Raw genomic sequence first — 17,276 nt, 5'->3', positions numbered from 1 at the left:
CCCCTTTATCAATAAGTAAATTGAAAGTAAGTGCCTTCATTTTTTTGGAAGTCACTTAGCTTGCTCGCACAAAAAATCAAAGCTTTTAATTAATAAAGCCCTGTATGTACTCCTAAAATATAAACGTTTACTCAAGCCTAAAGCCGTGCAATTATTAAACAACACATTATTAAATAAGGATATTTATGAAGCTCTTATTATCGCTTGCCTTGATACTTACTTTTAGCACCTCTTTTTTTAGCTATTCAAACACCGCTACAACCGACATAACCGTTGGTAAAAAAGTTATTCTACAATCAAAAATACTTAACGAAGATAGGCCAATCAGCATCTTCATACCTGACACTGTAAAAGACGACCAGCCGCTTTATGTTATTTATTTACTTGATGGTGTTGAGCACTTTCATACGGCCTCTGGCGTTATAAAATCCCTTGTTGATTACGAGCAAATACCTAATGCCATGCTTGTTGCTATTGATACAACTAACCGTGTTCGTGATTACTTACCCAAAGTAGTAGGTGAGCCTAAAACGGAGTTTCAAACCTTTGTTAAAAATAAATGGCCTGACGCTGGGCAAACCGACAACTTTTTAAAGTTTGTGTCTGACGAACTCATGCCATACATAAACAATAATTACTCAACTAACGGCTACAACACTTTAATTGGTCACTCTAACGCTGGTACATTAGCGCTTTACACTTTAGTTAATCAGCCGGAATTATTTAACAACTACATAGCTATTAGCCCAAATAGTTGGTGGAGTGACGAAGAGTTAAAAAATAATATTATTAAATACACTAAAAACCCTAAAGGTACTCAAGAGTTATTTATTAGTGTAGCGAGTGAAGGCGCACGTTTTTATACAGGCGCATTAAATACGTTAGTAAATTTAGAACAACAAATGCCCACACAGCTAAAATGGGAATATAAGCATTACCCTACTTTTACTCATATGGGCACTATACTGCCAGCCCTTAGCGATAGCCTAATTCACTTATTTAGTGACCTAATTTTTAACGTGACTGACGAGCACGGAAAGTTTGCCGATGTATCACTTATTTCAGGTTACTACCAAGCACTGAGTGATAAGTACGGATTTGAGCTTAAAATTCCACAAGATGTGTACGTAGAGTTTGCCCACAGCCAGCAAAAGTTTGATAACACTAAAAAAGCGATAACTACACTTAAACACTTTACTCGTGATTACCCTAATGCAGCCTACTCCCATATGCGATTGTCGCAAGGCTACACGGCTGACAAACAATTTAAGGAGGCTGTTACTAGCATGAAACACGCACTAAAACTTGCTAAACAAAACTCACGCGACCCACTGTTAATTGATGCACTACAAGATATGGTGAATGAAGCCCAAGCCAATTTGTAACTGATTTAACGCAAAGCGCTTTTTAACTAACGATAGTAATTACGCGCTACGCTCGTCGCGTCAGCAAGCTAAACGCCTACAGGTAAAATTAAGCTCAGTGTTAAACTTTGCATGTAGACGCTGAGCTTGCTCGCGTGAAAAGCGCAGCTTTTAATCTGTTTAAAGCCACTTAAAAATAAAAAACCGATGTTTAAATTAAACATCGGTTTTTCTTTTCTGGAAGTTAACAGCTGAAAGCTAAAAACTAACTACTTTACTTTATCTGTTGGGTTTCGCTTCGCTCAACCCAACCTACTTATTTACCAATCGCTTCTTTGGCGAATAGGTGTTTTATTGGACCTAGGTTATCAACGAGTGACAGCCCGACTCCACGTATCAGCTTTTTAACCGGGTTGGCACCTTCAAATAACTCTTTAAGCCCTTGCATCATGGCTATGTGCTTTTGCGCGTCGAGCTTGCGGGTGCGCTCGTAATCGCGAAGTGTGCGGGTACTCGCAAACTCTTTACTATTACTTGTCAGTAGCTCAATTAAATACGCGGCGTCTTTTAGGCCTAGATTCATACCAAGCCCTGCAAGTGGGTGAATGGTGTGTGCTGCATCGCCCATTAATACCACTTTGCCGCTTACCCATTGCTGGGCGTAGCGCATTTTAAGTGGAAATGCTGCGCGTTTACTTTGCACTTCACACAGCCCGCATTGGCCATCTATGGCTGCCATTACAGCTTTATTAAAAGTAGTGTCGTCCATTGCTAGCAATTCATCGCAATGATTAGGGCTGGTAGACCACACAATAGAATGGGTGTTGTCATCGCTAAGGGGTAAAAAAGCCAGTGGCCCAGTTGGTAAAAACACTTGGCGTGCGGTGTTTGCGTGTGGCTCTTTGGTTTTAACCGTAGCAACCAATGCATGATGGTCGTAATCTTTAAAGCTTAGCGCCATATTAAATTGTTTACGAATAGCCGAATTTGCGCCATCGGCCGCCACCAGCAGCTTAGCAATAATAGGCTCACCGCTTTTAAGGGTTATAAATACATCGGACTCACTTTGGTGTATTTGTTGATACTCAGTATCAAACATCAACGTGGCAGAAGGGTGTTGCTCTAGCTCTTTTATAAGTGCAAAACGAATAATATCGTTTTCAACTATATGTCCTAAGTGTTCAAGCTCAAGTTGCTCGTTATTAAAGGCTATTTTACCAAAGCTGTCGGCATCGCGTACGTCCATATGCGTATATGCACACGCTCGTTCTGCCATTATGTGTGGCCATACGTTTAATTGCTCAAACAGGTTTTGGCTTGCAATACTCAGCGCACTTACGCGCAAGGCATATTCATCACTTGGCGGTAATTGCTTTGGCGCGGCGTCTAGCACCACAACACTTACATTGGCTTTAGCGAGTCCTAACGCGAGGGTTAAGCCTACGCAGCCACCACCCACTATACAAATCTGTGCTTGCTTCATAAACGTGTACCTTGTTTAACTTGCCCCATTAGCTGCTTGGCCAACGGTGCTTTTAATGCGGGAAATAAATCCATTGAGAAAAGCCCAATGCTGCGCCCAAGCGCTAATACCCGTGACGAGTTTGAAAAAAGCCTAACCAATGCATCGGTTAAACTCATTACGGTATTTATATCGCTGCTACGCTTTAGTGAATACTCACGGGTAAACGCATAACTGCCTAACTCGTTTTTACTTGTTGCAATTAAATTACTAAGTACTTGTACATCACGCAGGCCTAAATTAAAGCCCTGCCCTGCAATGGGGTGAATAGCATGAGCAGCGTTACCAATGACTACCGTACGATGCGCCGTTAATGATTCAGCTTGGCCATATACTAGCGGGTAGCTTGCGCGTGCGCCCACTTTTGTAAATTGCCCTGCCCGGTAACCAAATGCACTTTGCAGTGCGTTTAAAAAATCATTTTCGTTTAAGGCTGTATGCTGCTCAACGTGCTGTTGCTTCATGCACCACACTAACGAATAACGGCTATTGCTCATTGGTAAAAGTGCCATCGGGCCGTGCTCGGTAAAGCGCTCATACGCATGGTTGTTATGCCCGCCTGCTACTTCAACATTGGCTATAATAGCGCCTTGCTCATAGGGCTGAGTATTAAAGCCTAAACCAAGTAAGTTACGGGTTGGAGATTGCGCACCATCGGCAATAACCAGTAGCTTAGTATTAAGTTGCTCGCCGCTTTGTAAAGTAACCTCATTACTGTTTAGGCTTTGCTTAATAGCGCTTACGCTATCGGGGCAATAAAGTGCAATACTCGCTTGCGTTAAACGCTGATACAGTGCGCGTCCAAACGGGTTTACCTCAACCACGTAACCTAATGACGGTTTAGCAAACTCGTCGCAACTAATATGTGCTTTACCAAAGTGACCACGATCCGACACGCTTACTTTTTTTATTGCTGCTGTGTATGGCGCACTTGGCTCAAATAAATTTAACTGCTGTAAATACTCAACCGATTGCTGTGCAAGGGCAATACTTCTGTCGTCAAAACTTGGGTGGTAATCGCCCGTTACTTGGTTTGCTTCTACTACCGCAATAGTGAGTGAAGGGTTTGTTTTAGCAATGCTTAGCGCACAACTTGCCCCTGCAAGCCCGCCCCCAATAACAACGACATCAAACTGCTTAGCCACTTTATTTCTCCAAGCTTATGCGCTTTTTGCACTTTGCATAAGTGCTTCTATATCGTTTATGGTTTTAGGCACACTCAGGGTGAGGTTTTCATGCCCTGACTCAGTAATAAGTAAATTATCTTCGATACGAATACCAATGCCTTTATATTGCTGCGGTGCGTTTGAATCTTCACTAATATAAAGCCCAGGCTCTATGGTTAAAACCATGCCTGGCTCAAATGCGCGCTCAACGTTGTTTTGTTTGTAATCGCCTACATCGTGAACATCAAGGCCTAACCAGTGGCCAAGACCGTGCATGTAATATTCTTTACAGGCACCTTTTGCCATTAGCTCATCAAAGTCGCCGGTTAAAATACCTAAATCAAGTAATCCTTGAGTCATTACTTCCATTGCACGTTTATTGGCATGCGACATAAACCCGCCGGGTTTAACTTCTTCAAAAGCCACTTCTTGGGCTTTAAGTACAATGTTATAAAGCGCGGCTTGAGGTTCGCTAAACTTACCATTTACAGGAAAGGTACGCGTAATATCGGCAGCGTAACCTTGTAACTCACACCCTGAGTCAATTAATACTAGGTCGCCACCTTTTAGCACATCGCTATTTTGCGTGTAGTGCAAAATATTAGCGTTATCGCCACTACCAACAATGGTGCCGTACGCTGGGTGCGGGGCTCCGTTCATTGCATAATGATGATGCAGCTCTGCCTCTAGCTGAAACTCAGTAGCACCAGGGTGCGAATAACGCATTGCGCGCATATGCCCACGGGCACTTATTTCGCAGCCTTCACGCATAATGTTTACTTCGCTTGGCGATTTAAACAAACGCATTTCGTGAATAAGGCCACGCACATCTTTTATCGTACTCGGTGCCTGATAGCCTTTTTTAGGCGCGCTGCGAAGTGTGTTTAACAAGGTAAATACTTTGGTATCAAAACTTGGGTAAGCGCCTTGTGCATAAAATAAAATCTGCTGACCGTTAACCAAATCTAATAATTGTTCAGTTAGCTCACTTAATGCGTAAGTTTCGTCGAATAAGTACTCATTTTTAGCTTTTTCGAAGCCAATTCTGCGGCCGTGCCAAATTTCGGCCAGTTTATCTTTATCAAGACAAAATAACGTACTTGGCGTATCACTGTTATTACACAGCACTAAAACGGCATCGGGTTCGTTAAAGCCGGTTAAGTAAAAAAAGTCGCTGTCTTGTCTAAATGCATATTCAGTATCGCGACTACGCGTTACTTCACTGGCCGCAGGAATAATGGCCACACTGTTTGCATCCATTTTCGCAAGTAAACGCTCACGGCGTGCTTTAAATTCTGACTTTTGTATTTCAACCATGCTTTAACAACCCGTTTTATTTAGATTAATGTAGTGTTTTTTTAGGTGCTTTTTCTTTGCCAAGCTCGGCAAAACAAAGCAATGCCGATACACGTACATATTCAATCACTTCATGCAGGGCTTGGCTGTCTTCTTCGGTTTCGTCAAACATGGTATCTAGGCGTGTAATTTCGCTAAAATCGCTAATAACTTCTTTTACATCTGCCGATAACTTACCGTAATCTTTTTGCTTTAAACCAAATCCAAGCATAAACCCTGCAACCCATGATACGAGACCATTGGCTTGATCGATGAGTGTTTCATCATCGCTTGGTAAAAATAAATCAAACGCAAAAGCTTCATCGTTAAAACTTGCTACCACTTGCTTATAAATGGTGCCAAAAAACTGCTTTAGGTCGTTGCTAAACGCTTGGCCATCATTAAATACATCACTTAATAGGCCTAAGTATTCTTTGTCATCAATACTTAAACCACAGGCTAGTAATCCACTAATTACGCCGTGCGCTTCTGCCGGTGAGACAAAAATTTCGTTTTTTTCTAAAAGCAGCTGGGCTTTTTGGTAATCTGGTAAGTCGCTCATGTTTATATCTTCGCTTTGCTAGTTAAGGCAATGCTACCACTCGATAAAAAGCAACTCCAATTAATTGTATGATCCTGCTCAAAAAGTAGCATGATAAGTAAATAGCGAGTTACCAGCGGGCAAAAACTGCTCGAACGGTTCAATTTTTTACGTTTGGGGTTTAAGGAATGGATTATGTCTTATATACTGAACTTGTTCCCTGGGGTGCCGGAGTTTGGTTAAGTCCCTGAGCCGATAAATTTTATACCAGGATTTCTGTTCGTCTACTATTGTGCAAGCTCGGCATGTACCGAGAAGCCTACGGTAGACCGCAGCTTTCCGCCCTGAAACCTTCTGGTTTCAGGACTGACGCCGGATACCGCACGCTTGGGGAACACTTTTCTTACCTATCTTTTTGCTACTTTCCTGTTTTTAATACCCATTATTACCTTTATAAATTTTTAGCAAAAAAAAGCTGCAATTGATATTAATCAACCACAGCTTAGTCCTAGAACACATTTCGTTATTTATCTAAACCAGCTTTGAAAACGCTCCATCAGCATATAGTTTACTGGCACTAATATAAGCGTAATAAACGTAGCAAACACAATACCAAAGCCAAGGCTTACTGCCATTGGAATTAAAAACTGTGCTTGTGTCGCCTTTTCAAATAGTAGCGGCATTAAACCAATAAAGGTGGTTAAACTTGTGAGCATTACTGGGCGAAAACGTGCAGCCCCTGCAAGTTTAACCGCATCAATAATTTTGCCGCCTTCACTGCGTTTTTTATTAATAAAGTCGACCAACACAAGTGAGTCGTTAACCACCACACCAATAAGTGCCAACATACCAAGTAAGCTCATAATGGTTAACTCCATCCCCATAACCCAGTGCCCTATTACAGCGCCTATCATGCCAAACGGTATTACGCTCATTACAATAATTGGCTGCATGTACGATTTAAGCGGTATCGCTAATAGTGAGTAAATAATAAAAAATACAAATAACAATGCCCAAGCAAGCGAGCCAAACGACTCTCTTTGCTCTTTAGCTTCACCTTCTAGCTTGTAATCAACACCTGGGTATTGCTGCATTAATTCATCTAAATACTCAGTTAGGTCGGCTTGCAGCGCGGTCATGTTGGTATTGCTTTTTTCTATGTCGGCAGTCACGTTAAGTGTGCGGTAGCGGTCTATTCGGTTAATCGTAGATGGGCTTTGCCCTGCAATTAATGTAGCTACATGCGAAAGTGGCACCGAGCCGCCCGTAGGCGTAGTAATAAGTATATTTTGTAAGTCGGCTACAGAGCGGCGCTCTTCAATAGGTAGGCGTACCATAACGCGCACGTCGTCACGCCCGCGTTGAATACGCTGCACCTGCGAGCCAAAAAACGAGTTACGTACTTGGTTTGCTACATCAACTCGGTTTAAGCCTAAAGCAAAACCTTGCTCGGTAAGCTCTATTTGCAACTCTTCTTTACCATCAGACATGCTATCGGCAATATCAAATACGGTTGGGTAAGTACTTAAGCGCGCTTTAACGCTTTCGGCAATTTTTTGTAACGTATCGAGCGATGTACCACTTAGCTGCACATCTATAGGGTCTGAGCTGCGTCCTATTTCAGCCCTAAAGGTTAAACTTTCGGCGCCAGGAATAATCCCTATTAAATCGCGCCACTCACTTACCAGCTCGCGTGAGCCAATGTCTGAGTCGCGGCTCTCTGCAGGGGTTATTTCAAAGCGCACACTGCCTGAGTTAGACACGCCACCACGCCCACCGGTTGAGGCTAAAATATTTAATATAACGCTTTCACCGGTATCTTCATCGCGGTATTTGTCTTGCAATAACTGCGCTTTTTGCGACATATCCATTACATACTTATTGGTAACTTCAAACGGCGTGCCTGTTGGCAAGGTTAATGTTACTCGTACGGTTTCGCTTGGGATACGCGGAAAAAATACAAACTTAGTCCAACCACTGGTTATTAAAGTTAAAATTATAAAAAACACACCAACAAACAAACTCACCGTCGCTAATTTATAGCGCAATGCTTTAGCTAAAATAGGCTGATAGTATTTTAAAATAGCGCTTTCAAATCCGTCTGCAAAACGCTGCTGAAGTACTTCAAGCTTTGATGATTTTGTTTTTTGATTACGTAGTTTTATGTACTTTAAATGAGCTGGCAGCACAAACTTAGACTCAATTAACGAGAACAGTAATACCGGAATAACCACCACCGGAATTTGTGCAAACAAGGCACCCCGCGCGCCTTCAATAAACGCTAAAGGTAAAAAGGCCGCTACGGTTGTTAGTACCCCAAAGGTAACTGGTGTTGCAACTTCTTGCGTGCCTAAAATGGCAGCTTGTTCGCCCGACTCTGCGGTTTTTAAATGAGTATAAACGTTCTCCCCCGTTACTATGGCGTCATCCACCACAATACCCAGTACTAAAATAAAGCCAAATAAGCTCATAATATTAAGGGTTACACCAAAAATAGGCATCGCAATAAATGCGCCCATAAACGAAACAGGAATACCAATAAACACCCAAAATGCAATGGCTGGGCGTAAAAATAGGGTTAGCAAAGCCAGTACTAAAATGCCCCCTTGTAGGGCGCTGCTGGTTAGCGTAGCAATACGGCTTTTTACAACTTGAGAGTCGTCATCCCAGTAACTTAATTCAAAACCTTGTGGTAAGGAGCTTTGCTTAGACTCTATGTAGTTTTTTACATCATCTGCGACATCTATCGCACTTTGCGGCCCTATGCGGTATACATCTATAAAGGCGGCCTGTTTACCGTTAAAACGTGTACGTACAGGGGTCTCTTCAAAGTCATCATTAATGTTTGCTATATCACCTAAGCGTATTACTGTACCGTCGCTTTGATTTTTAACTACAATGTTTGCAAATTCATCTTTTCGGTAAGCTTGCCCTTTTGAGCTTATAAGTACATCGCCCCCTTCTGTTTTTAAATTACCAGCCGAAATATCAGAGCTCGACTTAGCCACAGCGGTAGATATTTGCGCAAGGGTTAAGTTGTATTGGCGAAGTGTATCTTGACTTACTTCTATGGCGAGCTCGTAATCGCGTACACCACTTAGCTCAACCTGCGTTACATTCGGAAGGCGTAAAATATCGTCGCGTACTTGCTCGGCGTATTCTAAGGTTTCTTTTTCACCGTAATCGCTCGCTACGGTAACAGCTATTACTTCGCGTTTTCGCTCGGCAAGCGCCACAATGGGCTTTTCAGCATCGGCCGGAAAAGTGTTTATAGCATCTACACGGCTTTTTATATCGGCTAATAACTCGCGCGGGTCGTAGCCACTTTCTACTTCTATGGTTACCGACGCAGAGCCCTCAGATGAGCGGCTAGATATTTGCTCTATACCTTCTAAATCTTGAACGGCTTCTTCTATTCGAATGGTAACCCCTTGCTCTACATCCTCAGGGGTTGAGCCGCGCAAAGTAACGCTTACACTTATGCGATCTGTTTCAAACGATGGAAACACCTCAAGCGGTATTTGACTCGATAAACTAAATAAACCCGATAGCAGTAACGTAATAAGCAATAAATTGGCTGCTACATGGTTTTTTGTAAACCAAGCAATCATGGCTTATCTCCTTGTGCAGCGCGGCGTTTTTGTATTAGCTCTTCAACACTAATTCCCATTTCTTGCGCTTTTTTTTCTAGCTGCTCACGCGATGGACGCTTACCTTTACCTGCGCCATCTGGGCCTTTTGCTCGCATATTTTGCGTATCGGTTTCGCCTAAAATGCTTACTGCTGTGCCTGAACTTACTTGCCCAAGCGGTGTAATTACTAACTTATCGCCTGCATTAAGGCCTGTTTTTACCATAGCTTGTGTAGCATTTTGCCATGCAAGCGTAATGTTTTTACGCTTTAACAGCCCCTTTTCAACCACATACACGTAGCTGCCTTGGTAAATAGTACTATTAGGGATTATTAACGCATCAGGCACTGTTTTACCGCTAATTTGCGCAGTAATGTATTGCCCAATTTTAATTGGGTATTGGTTATTAGCCGTGGCTTTGTAAGGGTCATTTATCTGCGCAACAATATACAATTGCTGTGCGCCTTCATCGATAGCGCCTTCAGTGCGTATTATTTGCCCTTGCCATGTTTGCTCGCCCACTAAGTCAGATTTAAACTTAACGAGTGAGCCGGCTTGGTTTTTACTGCCATCTCTGTATTGCTCTGGCAAACTAATATACGAAAGGTCTTTATTTTTAATTGGTAAGCGCACTTCAACGCTGTCTATGGCATAAATAGTTGCAAGTTCTGTGTTTTCACTTACCACTTGGCCAAGGTCTACATTACGACTAAGCACACGCCCAGCGTAAGGCGCTGTAATTTGGGTACGCTCTAAATCAAGCTGTGCTTTTTCAAGTGCGGCTTGTGCTGAAAGTACTTGTGCTTGTGCAGCCGCTAGTTGGGGCTCGCGAAGTACTAAGCTGCTCGCTTGCGATGAGCCGCCTAAACGCTTCCAATCAGTAATTGCTTGTTGGCCGCGGGCTTTTTCTTCTAACAAACTTTGCTCTGCAGTAAGTAATGCTGCCTGCGCCGATTTGACCTCAGCTTGATGATCTCTATCGTCTAGCTGTAGCAGTACATCGCCTTTTTCAAAAAAACCACCCTCTCTAAAATCATCACTTACTTTATTAATTTGCCCAGATGCTTGAGCAACTAACAAACTTTGTGTACGCGGCTTTACCGTGCCATAGCTATCAATAAAAATTAAGTAATCTTGTGGCTCAATCTTTTTTACCGATACGCTCACCGTGGCTTTAGGAGGTGAGCCAAAACGTTTTGCTTCAGGTGGATTACCCTTAATAAACATAACAATTAAAATGGTGGCCACCACCACTACGGCTGGGATTAAAAGTTTTGCTGATTTAGTTTTCATCGTTATTGCTCTTAGGTTCGCTTGTTGGGGCGTTAAAATCGCCGCCAAGGGCAACGTATAGGTTTATTCGGTTAGCAATTAGCTGGTTTTTTGTTTCAATGAGTGAGCTTTGCGCATCAAAAGAGCGGGACTGGGCATCAAGCACAGTAGTGTAAGTTACTAAGCCGCTTTGGTACTGCTCAAACGACAGTTGCTCTGCTGCAAGGGCGTTTTCTTGCGCCTCTAGCGTGCTTTTATAACTGGCTTGCAAGGATTGCTGCTGAGTAATTGCGTTTTCAACATCGCTGAATGCATCGTACAAGGTATCTAAATACGCTTGTTCTTGTTTTTGTGCATTTAAGCGTGCTATTTCTTCATTTGCTTTTAGCTGGCCACCATTGAATATTGGCGCAGAAATACTGCCTAATAAAGACCACGCTAAGCTTGATGGCGAGAATAAATCGCTCACTCTATCGGTGCTATCACTCACGCTTGCTGATAAGTTTAAACTAGGGAAACGCTGTTTATGTGCATAGGCTAGGCCTGCATCGCTTGCTAATAACTGGTACCAGCTTGCGCGCAATTGAGGCTTGCGTGTAATTAGCTCAGAGGGAATACCGGTATTAATTGGCGAAAGAAAAACAGGCAGCTCAACCTCTGCTGATATATCGCCTTTGGGGTAGTCGCCTAATAAGCGCTCTAAAGAACGCGACGCGCTTACAAGCGTGGCTTGTTGATTAGCAATACGCGTACGCTCGTTATTAAGCTCATTACGGGCTAAATATACATCGAGTGCTTCATTAATACCTTGGCGGTAGCCTGATTCAATAATATCTAAGTTTTGCTGTGCGTTTTCTTCTCGGCGTTTATATAAATCGAGTAACTGCTGGGCGGTTACTAAATCAAACCAGCCGGTGACAACATCGGCCACCACTTGCTGCTTAGCTTGCTCAAAACTAGCTTGTTGCGCTAAGTAGTTTAGGTTGGCTTGGCGTTTAGCATCAGATAACTTACCCCACACATCTACTTCATAGCTTAGCTCTAGCGTGACAGAGCTGGCATTATCATAACTTACAGGTCTATTGTCTTTACTGCGCCTAGTTTGCGCAGATAAATCAAGATCGGGCCAAAGCGCAGAGCCTGAAATTATTAATTGCTGCTTTTGTATTTGTACATCGTAGGCACTTTGCAACAAGGCCTGATTATTATTAAGTGCCTTATTAACAAGATTTTCAATGTAAGGGTTTTCTAAGGTTTGCAGCCATTGCTCATCTACTGCAAGTGCATTTTGTGCTAAACCATGTTGCCATGTCGCTGCAATGTCGCGGGGTGCTTGCTCGCGCTGCTGAGGGTTTAGCGTACCCGCACAGCCGCTCAACAATACCAAGCTAAGAGCCAATAAAGTTGGCTTAGTTTGCCAAATCATAGTTAACCTAAATTACTGCCATTTATGAATGTAATTCAAGCACTTTGGCAAATTTTGCTCAACTTACTTTACATAACATTACATACGTTGCGATGAATTAACATAATAGTCAGTTATTATAAAAACCGGCAGGGAATTTGGAGGGTATTTATACAAAAAAGCAAATAGCGTGTAATACGCTATTTGCTAAATGGGATAAGTAATGCTGTTAAACACAAGCCTTTAAATTTCTTTAACGAAGCTCATATATTGCTGCATATCGCCAACAACTGCTTGCGCTAATAATTCGCTTGTTTTTACTGCGTACGGCTGTTTAAAGTGAATATCCCACAACGCAGATTCACTGCGCCAATGTTCATAAACCACTAATGTATCGTCGTTATTTTCAATACTATATAAATCAAACACTAAGTTACCAGGCTCCTGGCTGCGCGTTTGCGTTACATGAGTTGCGAAACGCTCAATGACTTTATTTTTAAAACTTGGCTTAATCTTAAAAATAAAAAACACAATACATATATCATCTTCAGGGTTAACAACTTTTGTATTACGCTCATGCAGCGGAGCTGGCACTGTATCTTCTAATAACATGACCTGTGGCGCCGATTGGCTGATTTCAGGCAACGCACTTAATAACGTTTGTGTGTAATCTTGTGCGCCATGGTAATCAACTGCATTTTGATCTTCAAAACGCTCATAAGCAAAAAAGACGCCTGGCTCGTTTTTATCCTGATATAAACGCATCTCTATAAGACCTGTTTCGGCTTTAGCGCCTTGCTTGTCTTCTTCTAGTAGCGCTTTAAATTGTGCGATGTGCTCGTCTTTAATTTCAAACTTAACAACTTGCGTGATCATAATTAGCTCCAGCTTTAAATTACTTATACCAATACGCTTAATTAAGTGATCTATTTTGAGGCTTGAAAAACATGTTGATAGCTAGGCAAAAAAGCCGTTATTTAGTTGTTCTAAATAAGAATTTTTAACGCCGGTAGCGACACGTTTAGCCCCGCAAAATGATTAAGTATTACTGCGGATTGGCATTATTAAGGCTAAAGGTACCCTGCACTTTATTACTTTAAATCAATCATATTGAGTGAGTAAATGGAGTGAGTAATAACAGCACCTAACCTTTTGATGAGGTAATTATGCGCATGCAAACAAGGGAGAAAAAGAGAGGATATACCCAATTAATATGGACTGTTTTGTCCATAATAAATTTTAAGCAAAAAAAAGCCCTGCATGTGTATGCAGGGCTTTAATATAAATGGTGCCTCGACCCGGAATCGAACCAGGGACACGAGGATTTTCAATCCTCTGCTCTACCAACTGAGCTATCGAGGCACTTAAGTAGTGCCAGCTAAAGGCTATATATTCAAACCTTTAACTAAAATAAATGGTGCCGACTAACCGAGTCGAACGGTTGACCTACTGATTACAAGTCAGTTGCTCTACCAGCTGAGCTAAGTCGGCACACTAAACTGTGTGCTAAGGCACGTTCAATTTTAAAGATTGAGAACTTAAAGTAAATGGTGCCTCGACCCGGAATCGAACCAGGGACACGAGGATTTTCAATCCTCTGCTCTACCAACTGAGCTATCGAGGCACAAAAACTGTGCAATTAAATATTTAAAACATTTAATTTGAATAAATGGTGCCGACTAACCGAGTCGAACGGTTGACCTACTGATTACAAGTCAGTTGCTCTACCAGCTGAGCTAAGTCGGCACACTAAACTGTGTGCTAAGGCACGCGTAATAACGTTTAAACTATTGATTAAACACCACTACTTTAATAAATGGTGCCTCGACCCGGAATCGAACCAGGGACACGAGGATTTTCAATCCTCTGCTCTACCAACTGAGCTATCGAGGCACTTTAACAGTGCTAATTAAAAATCATAAATGATTTTTAATGCAATTCCCACTCAGCGCTATCGACTGAGCCATCTGGGCGTGCGGCGTATTAAACGAGTTTTGCCCTTACAAGTCAACTTTTTTTTTACTCTTTATAACTGTTTGAACGGTTTTCACACAACAAAGCGTGTTTTTATATACTAATGTTTATTTATCCAACAAAAACTCACAAAAAACCTTAATTTAATCAATTAAACCAGACTAAAAACGTAGTGAATTATTTTACGTAAATGATACGATTACTGTGAAAATACGATAAGGGCTTATCGTACAAACAAATACCAATGGGAACAATCAATGCAGAGTAAATTCTCTTCGCCGGTGAAAGGCTTACTGCCGCTTTTTTTAATAATTAATATTGCAGTAACAGCGCTTGCTATTGTTGCCTTTGCGTTTTACTCGCAAAACACACAACCTGCACCAGCAGCCAAACAAAAAGTAAGTATTACGCAGCTAGCACAGCAACTTGATTTACCAATGGTAGATGCACTTACTATGTATGGGCAAGGCAAGGTTCGCCAGCTACTTGAGCTTACTTCAGTATTAGATGATGAGTTTGAATATACGCTCTATCGCTTTAATGCCACATCAGAAACCCAACTTGTATATAGCAGCACTAAACCCGCTATCGAGTCTAAAAAAGTAAATGAGCATTTAACTGAGCAAGGTGTATTGCACCATATATTGCTTTTGAACGACCAGCCTATTGGTGAACTAATAATAAAACAACAGTTACCAGCACCGCCTTTAACGCAGCAAGACTCGCAAGTAATAGCCTATATTATTGCAATTGTAAGCGTGTTTGCCTTATTTGCATTAGCCCTACTATTTAATACCTATATAAATACTCGCTTACGTAAAAGTAGTCATTTATTAAATGAAGAACTTCAAGCGATTACCGAAAATGGCAATTACGACAGTAAAGTAAGTGAAAAACTAGACTTAGGCTTATCTGGCGTAGCTAAAAACATTAACTTGCTGCTAGATAAAGTTAACTCAGTAATGTCTGAAAAAGAGGCTGCGCAAAAAGAGCTTCAAAAATTACAAACTGGCCTTGAGAGCGAAGTACAACAAAGAACAATTGCATTAGAGCAAGCGACATTAAAAGCACAACGCGCTAGCGAAACTAAAACGACCTTTTTAGCCACTATGAGCCATGAAATTCGCACCCCTATGAACGGCGTTATTGGCACTATAGATTTATTAAGACAAACAGAGCTTGATGGCGCGCAGCATCGTTTAAGTACTATTATCCGTGAGTCAGCGTTTTCACTATTAAGTATTTTGGATGATATTTTAGACTTCTCTAAAATTGAAGCGGGTAAGCTAAATATTGACCCTACGCCTTTTTCAGTTACTGATACGATTGAAGAAGTGGCTCGCGTGCTTTCATCTGTTGCTAAAAAGCGCAAATTAGATTTAGAGCTTTCTATTGCGCCAGATATTCCAACTAATTTAACTGGCGATACAATACGAGTTCGCCAAGTACTGTATAACCTTTGTAGTAATGCAATTAAGTTCACCAGTACTGATGACAAACGCCAAGGGCACGTAAAAATATCGGTAGAAGTGGCCCATAATACGGCGGATCATTTTACGCTGCGTTTTTGCGTAACCGATAACGGCAAGGGCATGACCCAAGCGCAACTGCGAGAAATATTTAACCCGTTTGTGCAAGCCGAAAACTCAATTACCCGTGAATACGGCGGCACTGGTTTAGGGCTTTCTATTTGTAAAAGTTTAACCGAGCTTATGCTCGGTACTATTAATGTAACTAGCCATGCAGGCATTGGTAGCGAATTTACCGTTGAGCTTCCATTTGGTACCTCAGGAAAAATTAAGTACGCACATAAAAATGCGCTCAATGGCAAACATGTAGTGGTAGTGAGCAATCATTTAGAGCGCGAAAAAGCAATGTACCGCTATTTATCGTTTATGGGCGCTAAAATTACCTACGTGCACAACCAGCAAGAAATAGAAGCTCAACAAGAGCAGCACGACATTATCTGGGTTGTCGATGGCATAGATGATATGGAAAAAGTGAACTCTTTACTGCGTCGTCTTATTTACTCACTTGAAGATAATAATCAACAAGTAGTGGTATTAAGTAAGCTTGATGAAGCCGCTATAAACCATAAAAATGTATTTTATATTAATGCCTCACCGCTTTGTAAATCTAACTTTATGATGTCGATATTGGTAGCTGCAGGCTTGCATCAACCTAAACAAATTAAAAAAACAAAAACTCTCAACAATTATTTAAATGTTGAACAAGCACGCGATGCAAATAAACTCATTTTATTAGTAGAAGATAACCTACTAAACCAGCAAGTTTTAACCGACCAACTGCATATACTTGGCTATGGCGTTGAAGTGGCAAATAACGGTGAAGAAGGTTTAGATATGTGGCGTCAAAACAATTACTCGCTCATATTAACCGACTTACATATGCCAAAAATGTCAGGTTACGATATGGTTGAAAAAATTCGTGATGAAGCCGAGTTGTTAGACTCTATAGACGCTCAGCCTTATATTATTGCGGTTACTGCCAATGCGCTCAAAGGTGAAAAAGAGCGTTGCCTGGCGGTAGGTATTAATGACTTTATTACTAAGCCTATAGAGCTTAATGCCTTAGAAGATACCTTAAAGCGTTGGTATGATAAGCATAATAAAGACCAAACTGTTGTCATTCATCAAAAGCCTGCCATGCCTATTAATATGGACGCAGTATCTACTTATGTAAACGGCGACGAAGCCAAACAATTACGCTTTTTCAAAATGTTTTTAGAGCAAAGCCAAAGCCTAATTAAAAGCATTAATTCCGGCGTTATGGTTAATGACAGAGACGAGATAAGCAGTGCTTGTCATCAGCTAAAGGCTATCTCTAAAACTATTGGTGCTGAGGCCGTTGCGCAATGTGCAGAAGAGTTTGAAGAGAAGTGTCGAAATGCAGAGCTTGATACTGATGAGCTAATAGCGCAAAGAGATACCCTTGAAATTGAATATTCTAAAGCTGCGCAGTTTTTAAAAGAGCAAGTGCGCTCAGCGAATACTGATGAAGAAACGCTATAAAATATAGCTATAAAAAAAGGGCTATATAGCCCTT

The 17,276-nt window shown here is 41.5% G+C and carries 10 protein-coding genes, 5 tRNA genes and 1 other RNA gene; 3 read left to right on the top strand and 13 right to left on the bottom strand.

Features of this window, described 5'->3' with window-relative positions; all coding sequences use genetic code 11:
• Window positions 1-185: 185 nt before the first annotated feature.
• Window positions 186-1,385 carry an alpha/beta hydrolase-fold protein gene (locus tag PSH54_RS04850; RefSeq protein ID WP_273605606.1) on the top strand — a complete coding sequence of 400 codons (1,200 nt, stop codon included), beginning with the start codon at window positions 186-188 and terminating at the stop codon, window positions 1,383-1,385.
• A 295-nt stretch (window positions 1,386-1,680) separates the two neighbouring features.
• Here the strand turns inward: PSH54_RS04850 and PSH54_RS04845 are convergent, their stop codons facing one another.
• Genes PSH54_RS04845 through PSH54_RS04830 form a run of 4 tightly spaced genes read right to left on the bottom strand, consistent with a single transcriptional unit; the run spans window position 1,681 to window position 5,949 of the window.
• Window positions 1,681-2,847, bottom strand: a complete 1,167-nt coding sequence (locus tag PSH54_RS04845; protein ID WP_273605605.1) for an FAD-dependent monooxygenase — start codon at window positions 2,845-2,847, stop codon at window positions 1,681-1,683.
• A complete protein-coding gene (ubiH, locus tag PSH54_RS04840) occupies window positions 2,844-4,031 on the bottom strand; it encodes a 2-octaprenyl-6-methoxyphenyl hydroxylase (RefSeq protein ID WP_273605604.1) in 1,188 nt (395 codons plus the stop codon). Before ubiH ends, PSH54_RS04845 begins: the two co-directional genes overlap by 4 nt.
• 15 nt (window positions 4,032-4,046) lie before the next feature.
• Window positions 4,047-5,369: a Xaa-Pro aminopeptidase gene (gene pepP, locus PSH54_RS04835; protein ID WP_273605603.1), complete on the bottom strand. Its 1,323-nt coding sequence runs from the start codon at window positions 5,367-5,369 to the stop codon at window positions 4,047-4,049.
• 25 nt (window positions 5,370-5,394) lie between these two features.
• The gene (locus PSH54_RS04830; protein ID WP_004589599.1) at window positions 5,395-5,949 is read right to left on the bottom strand and encodes a UPF0149 family protein; all 555 of its coding nucleotides are present in this window, start codon (window positions 5,947-5,949) and stop codon (window positions 5,395-5,397) included.
• Between the two features lie 193 nt (window positions 5,950-6,142).
• On the opposite strand from PSH54_RS04830, the gene ssrS reads away from it, so the two are divergent.
• Window positions 6,143-6,326: non-coding RNA, 6S RNA (gene ssrS, locus PSH54_RS04825), on the top strand.
• A gap of 129 nt (window positions 6,327-6,455) precedes the next feature.
• Here the strand turns inward: ssrS and PSH54_RS04820 are convergent.
• From PSH54_RS04820 to PSH54_RS04780, 9 genes are all read right to left on the bottom strand, one after another.
• Window positions 6,456-9,539, bottom strand: a complete 3,084-nt coding sequence (locus PSH54_RS04820) for an efflux RND transporter permease subunit (protein WP_273605602.1) — start codon at window positions 9,537-9,539, stop codon at window positions 6,456-6,458.
• Entirely contained in the window at window positions 9,536-10,852 is a 1,317-nt protein-coding gene (locus tag PSH54_RS04815) for an efflux RND transporter periplasmic adaptor subunit (RefSeq protein WP_273605601.1), read from the bottom strand. Before PSH54_RS04815 ends, PSH54_RS04820 begins: the two co-directional genes overlap by 4 nt.
• Window positions 10,842-12,257 (bottom strand): TolC family protein, encoded by a 1,416-nt coding sequence (locus PSH54_RS04810; RefSeq protein WP_273605600.1) that lies wholly within the window; start codon window positions 12,255-12,257, stop codon window positions 10,842-10,844. The genes PSH54_RS04815 and PSH54_RS04810 overlap by 11 nt, the downstream gene beginning before the upstream one ends.
• A 222-nt stretch (window positions 12,258-12,479) precedes the next feature.
• Entirely contained in the window at window positions 12,480-13,112 is a 633-nt protein-coding gene (locus PSH54_RS04805) for a putative quinol monooxygenase (protein WP_273605599.1), read from the bottom strand.
• A 410-nt stretch (window positions 13,113-13,522) separates the two neighbouring features.
• Window positions 13,523-13,598, bottom strand: a tRNA-Phe gene (locus tag PSH54_RS04800).
• Between the two features lie 53 nt (window positions 13,599-13,651).
• A tRNA-Thr gene (locus PSH54_RS04795) sits at window positions 13,652-13,727 on the bottom strand.
• Between the two features lie 57 nt (window positions 13,728-13,784).
• Window positions 13,785-13,860, bottom strand: a tRNA-Phe gene (locus tag PSH54_RS04790).
• 46 nt (window positions 13,861-13,906) lie between these two features.
• A tRNA-Thr gene (locus tag PSH54_RS04785) sits at window positions 13,907-13,982 on the bottom strand.
• A 71-nt stretch (window positions 13,983-14,053) separates the two neighbouring features.
• A tRNA-Phe gene (locus PSH54_RS04780) sits at window positions 14,054-14,129 on the bottom strand.
• Window positions 14,130-14,467: 338 nt separating this feature from the next.
• Between PSH54_RS04780 and PSH54_RS04775 the strand changes: the two genes are divergently transcribed.
• Window positions 14,468-17,242 carry a hybrid sensor histidine kinase/response regulator gene (locus PSH54_RS04775; protein ID WP_064385646.1) on the top strand — a complete coding sequence of 925 codons (2,775 nt, stop codon included), beginning with the start codon at window positions 14,468-14,470 and terminating at the stop codon, window positions 17,240-17,242.
• The last annotated feature ends 34 nt before the right edge of the window (window positions 17,243-17,276 follow it).

The organism is Pseudoalteromonas sp. Angola-30 (assembly GCF_028599215.1).
Lineage (GTDB): Bacteria > Pseudomonadota > Gammaproteobacteria > Enterobacterales > Alteromonadaceae > Pseudoalteromonas > Pseudoalteromonas atlantica.
Note: the sequence above shows the minus strand (reverse complement) of the source record. Positions and strands in the feature narration are given on the sequence as shown.

What these genes read in the sequence shown, in the direction of transcription:
- PSH54_RS04850 (WP_273605606.1), top strand. Translation starts at nt 186, where the DNA reads ATGAAGCTCTTATTATCGCTTGCCTTGATACTTACTTTTAGCACCTCT.
- PSH54_RS04845 (WP_273605605.1), bottom strand. Translation starts at nt 2,847, where the DNA reads ATGAAGCAAGCACAGATTTGTATAGTGGGTGGTGGCTGCGTAGGCTTA.
- pepP (WP_273605603.1), bottom strand. Translation starts at nt 5,369, where the DNA reads ATGGTTGAAATACAAAAGTCAGAATTTAAAGCACGCCGTGAGCGTTTA.
- PSH54_RS04830 (WP_004589599.1), bottom strand. Translation starts at nt 5,949, where the DNA reads ATGAGCGACTTACCAGATTACCAAAAAGCCCAGCTGCTTTTAGAAAAA.
- PSH54_RS04820 (WP_273605602.1), bottom strand. Translation starts at nt 9,539, where the DNA reads ATGATTGCTTGGTTTACAAAAAACCATGTAGCAGCCAATTTATTGCTT.
- PSH54_RS04815 (WP_273605601.1), bottom strand. Translation starts at nt 10,852, where the DNA reads ATGAAAACTAAATCAGCAAAACTTTTAATCCCAGCCGTAGTGGTGGTG.
- PSH54_RS04810 (WP_273605600.1), bottom strand. Translation starts at nt 12,257, where the DNA reads ATGATTTGGCAAACTAAGCCAACTTTATTGGCTCTTAGCTTGGTATTG.
- PSH54_RS04805 (WP_273605599.1), bottom strand. Translation starts at nt 13,112, where the DNA reads ATGATCACGCAAGTTGTTAAGTTTGAAATTAAAGACGAGCACATCGCA.
- PSH54_RS04775 (WP_064385646.1), top strand. Translation starts at nt 14,468, where the DNA reads ATGCAGAGTAAATTCTCTTCGCCGGTGAAAGGCTTACTGCCGCTTTTT.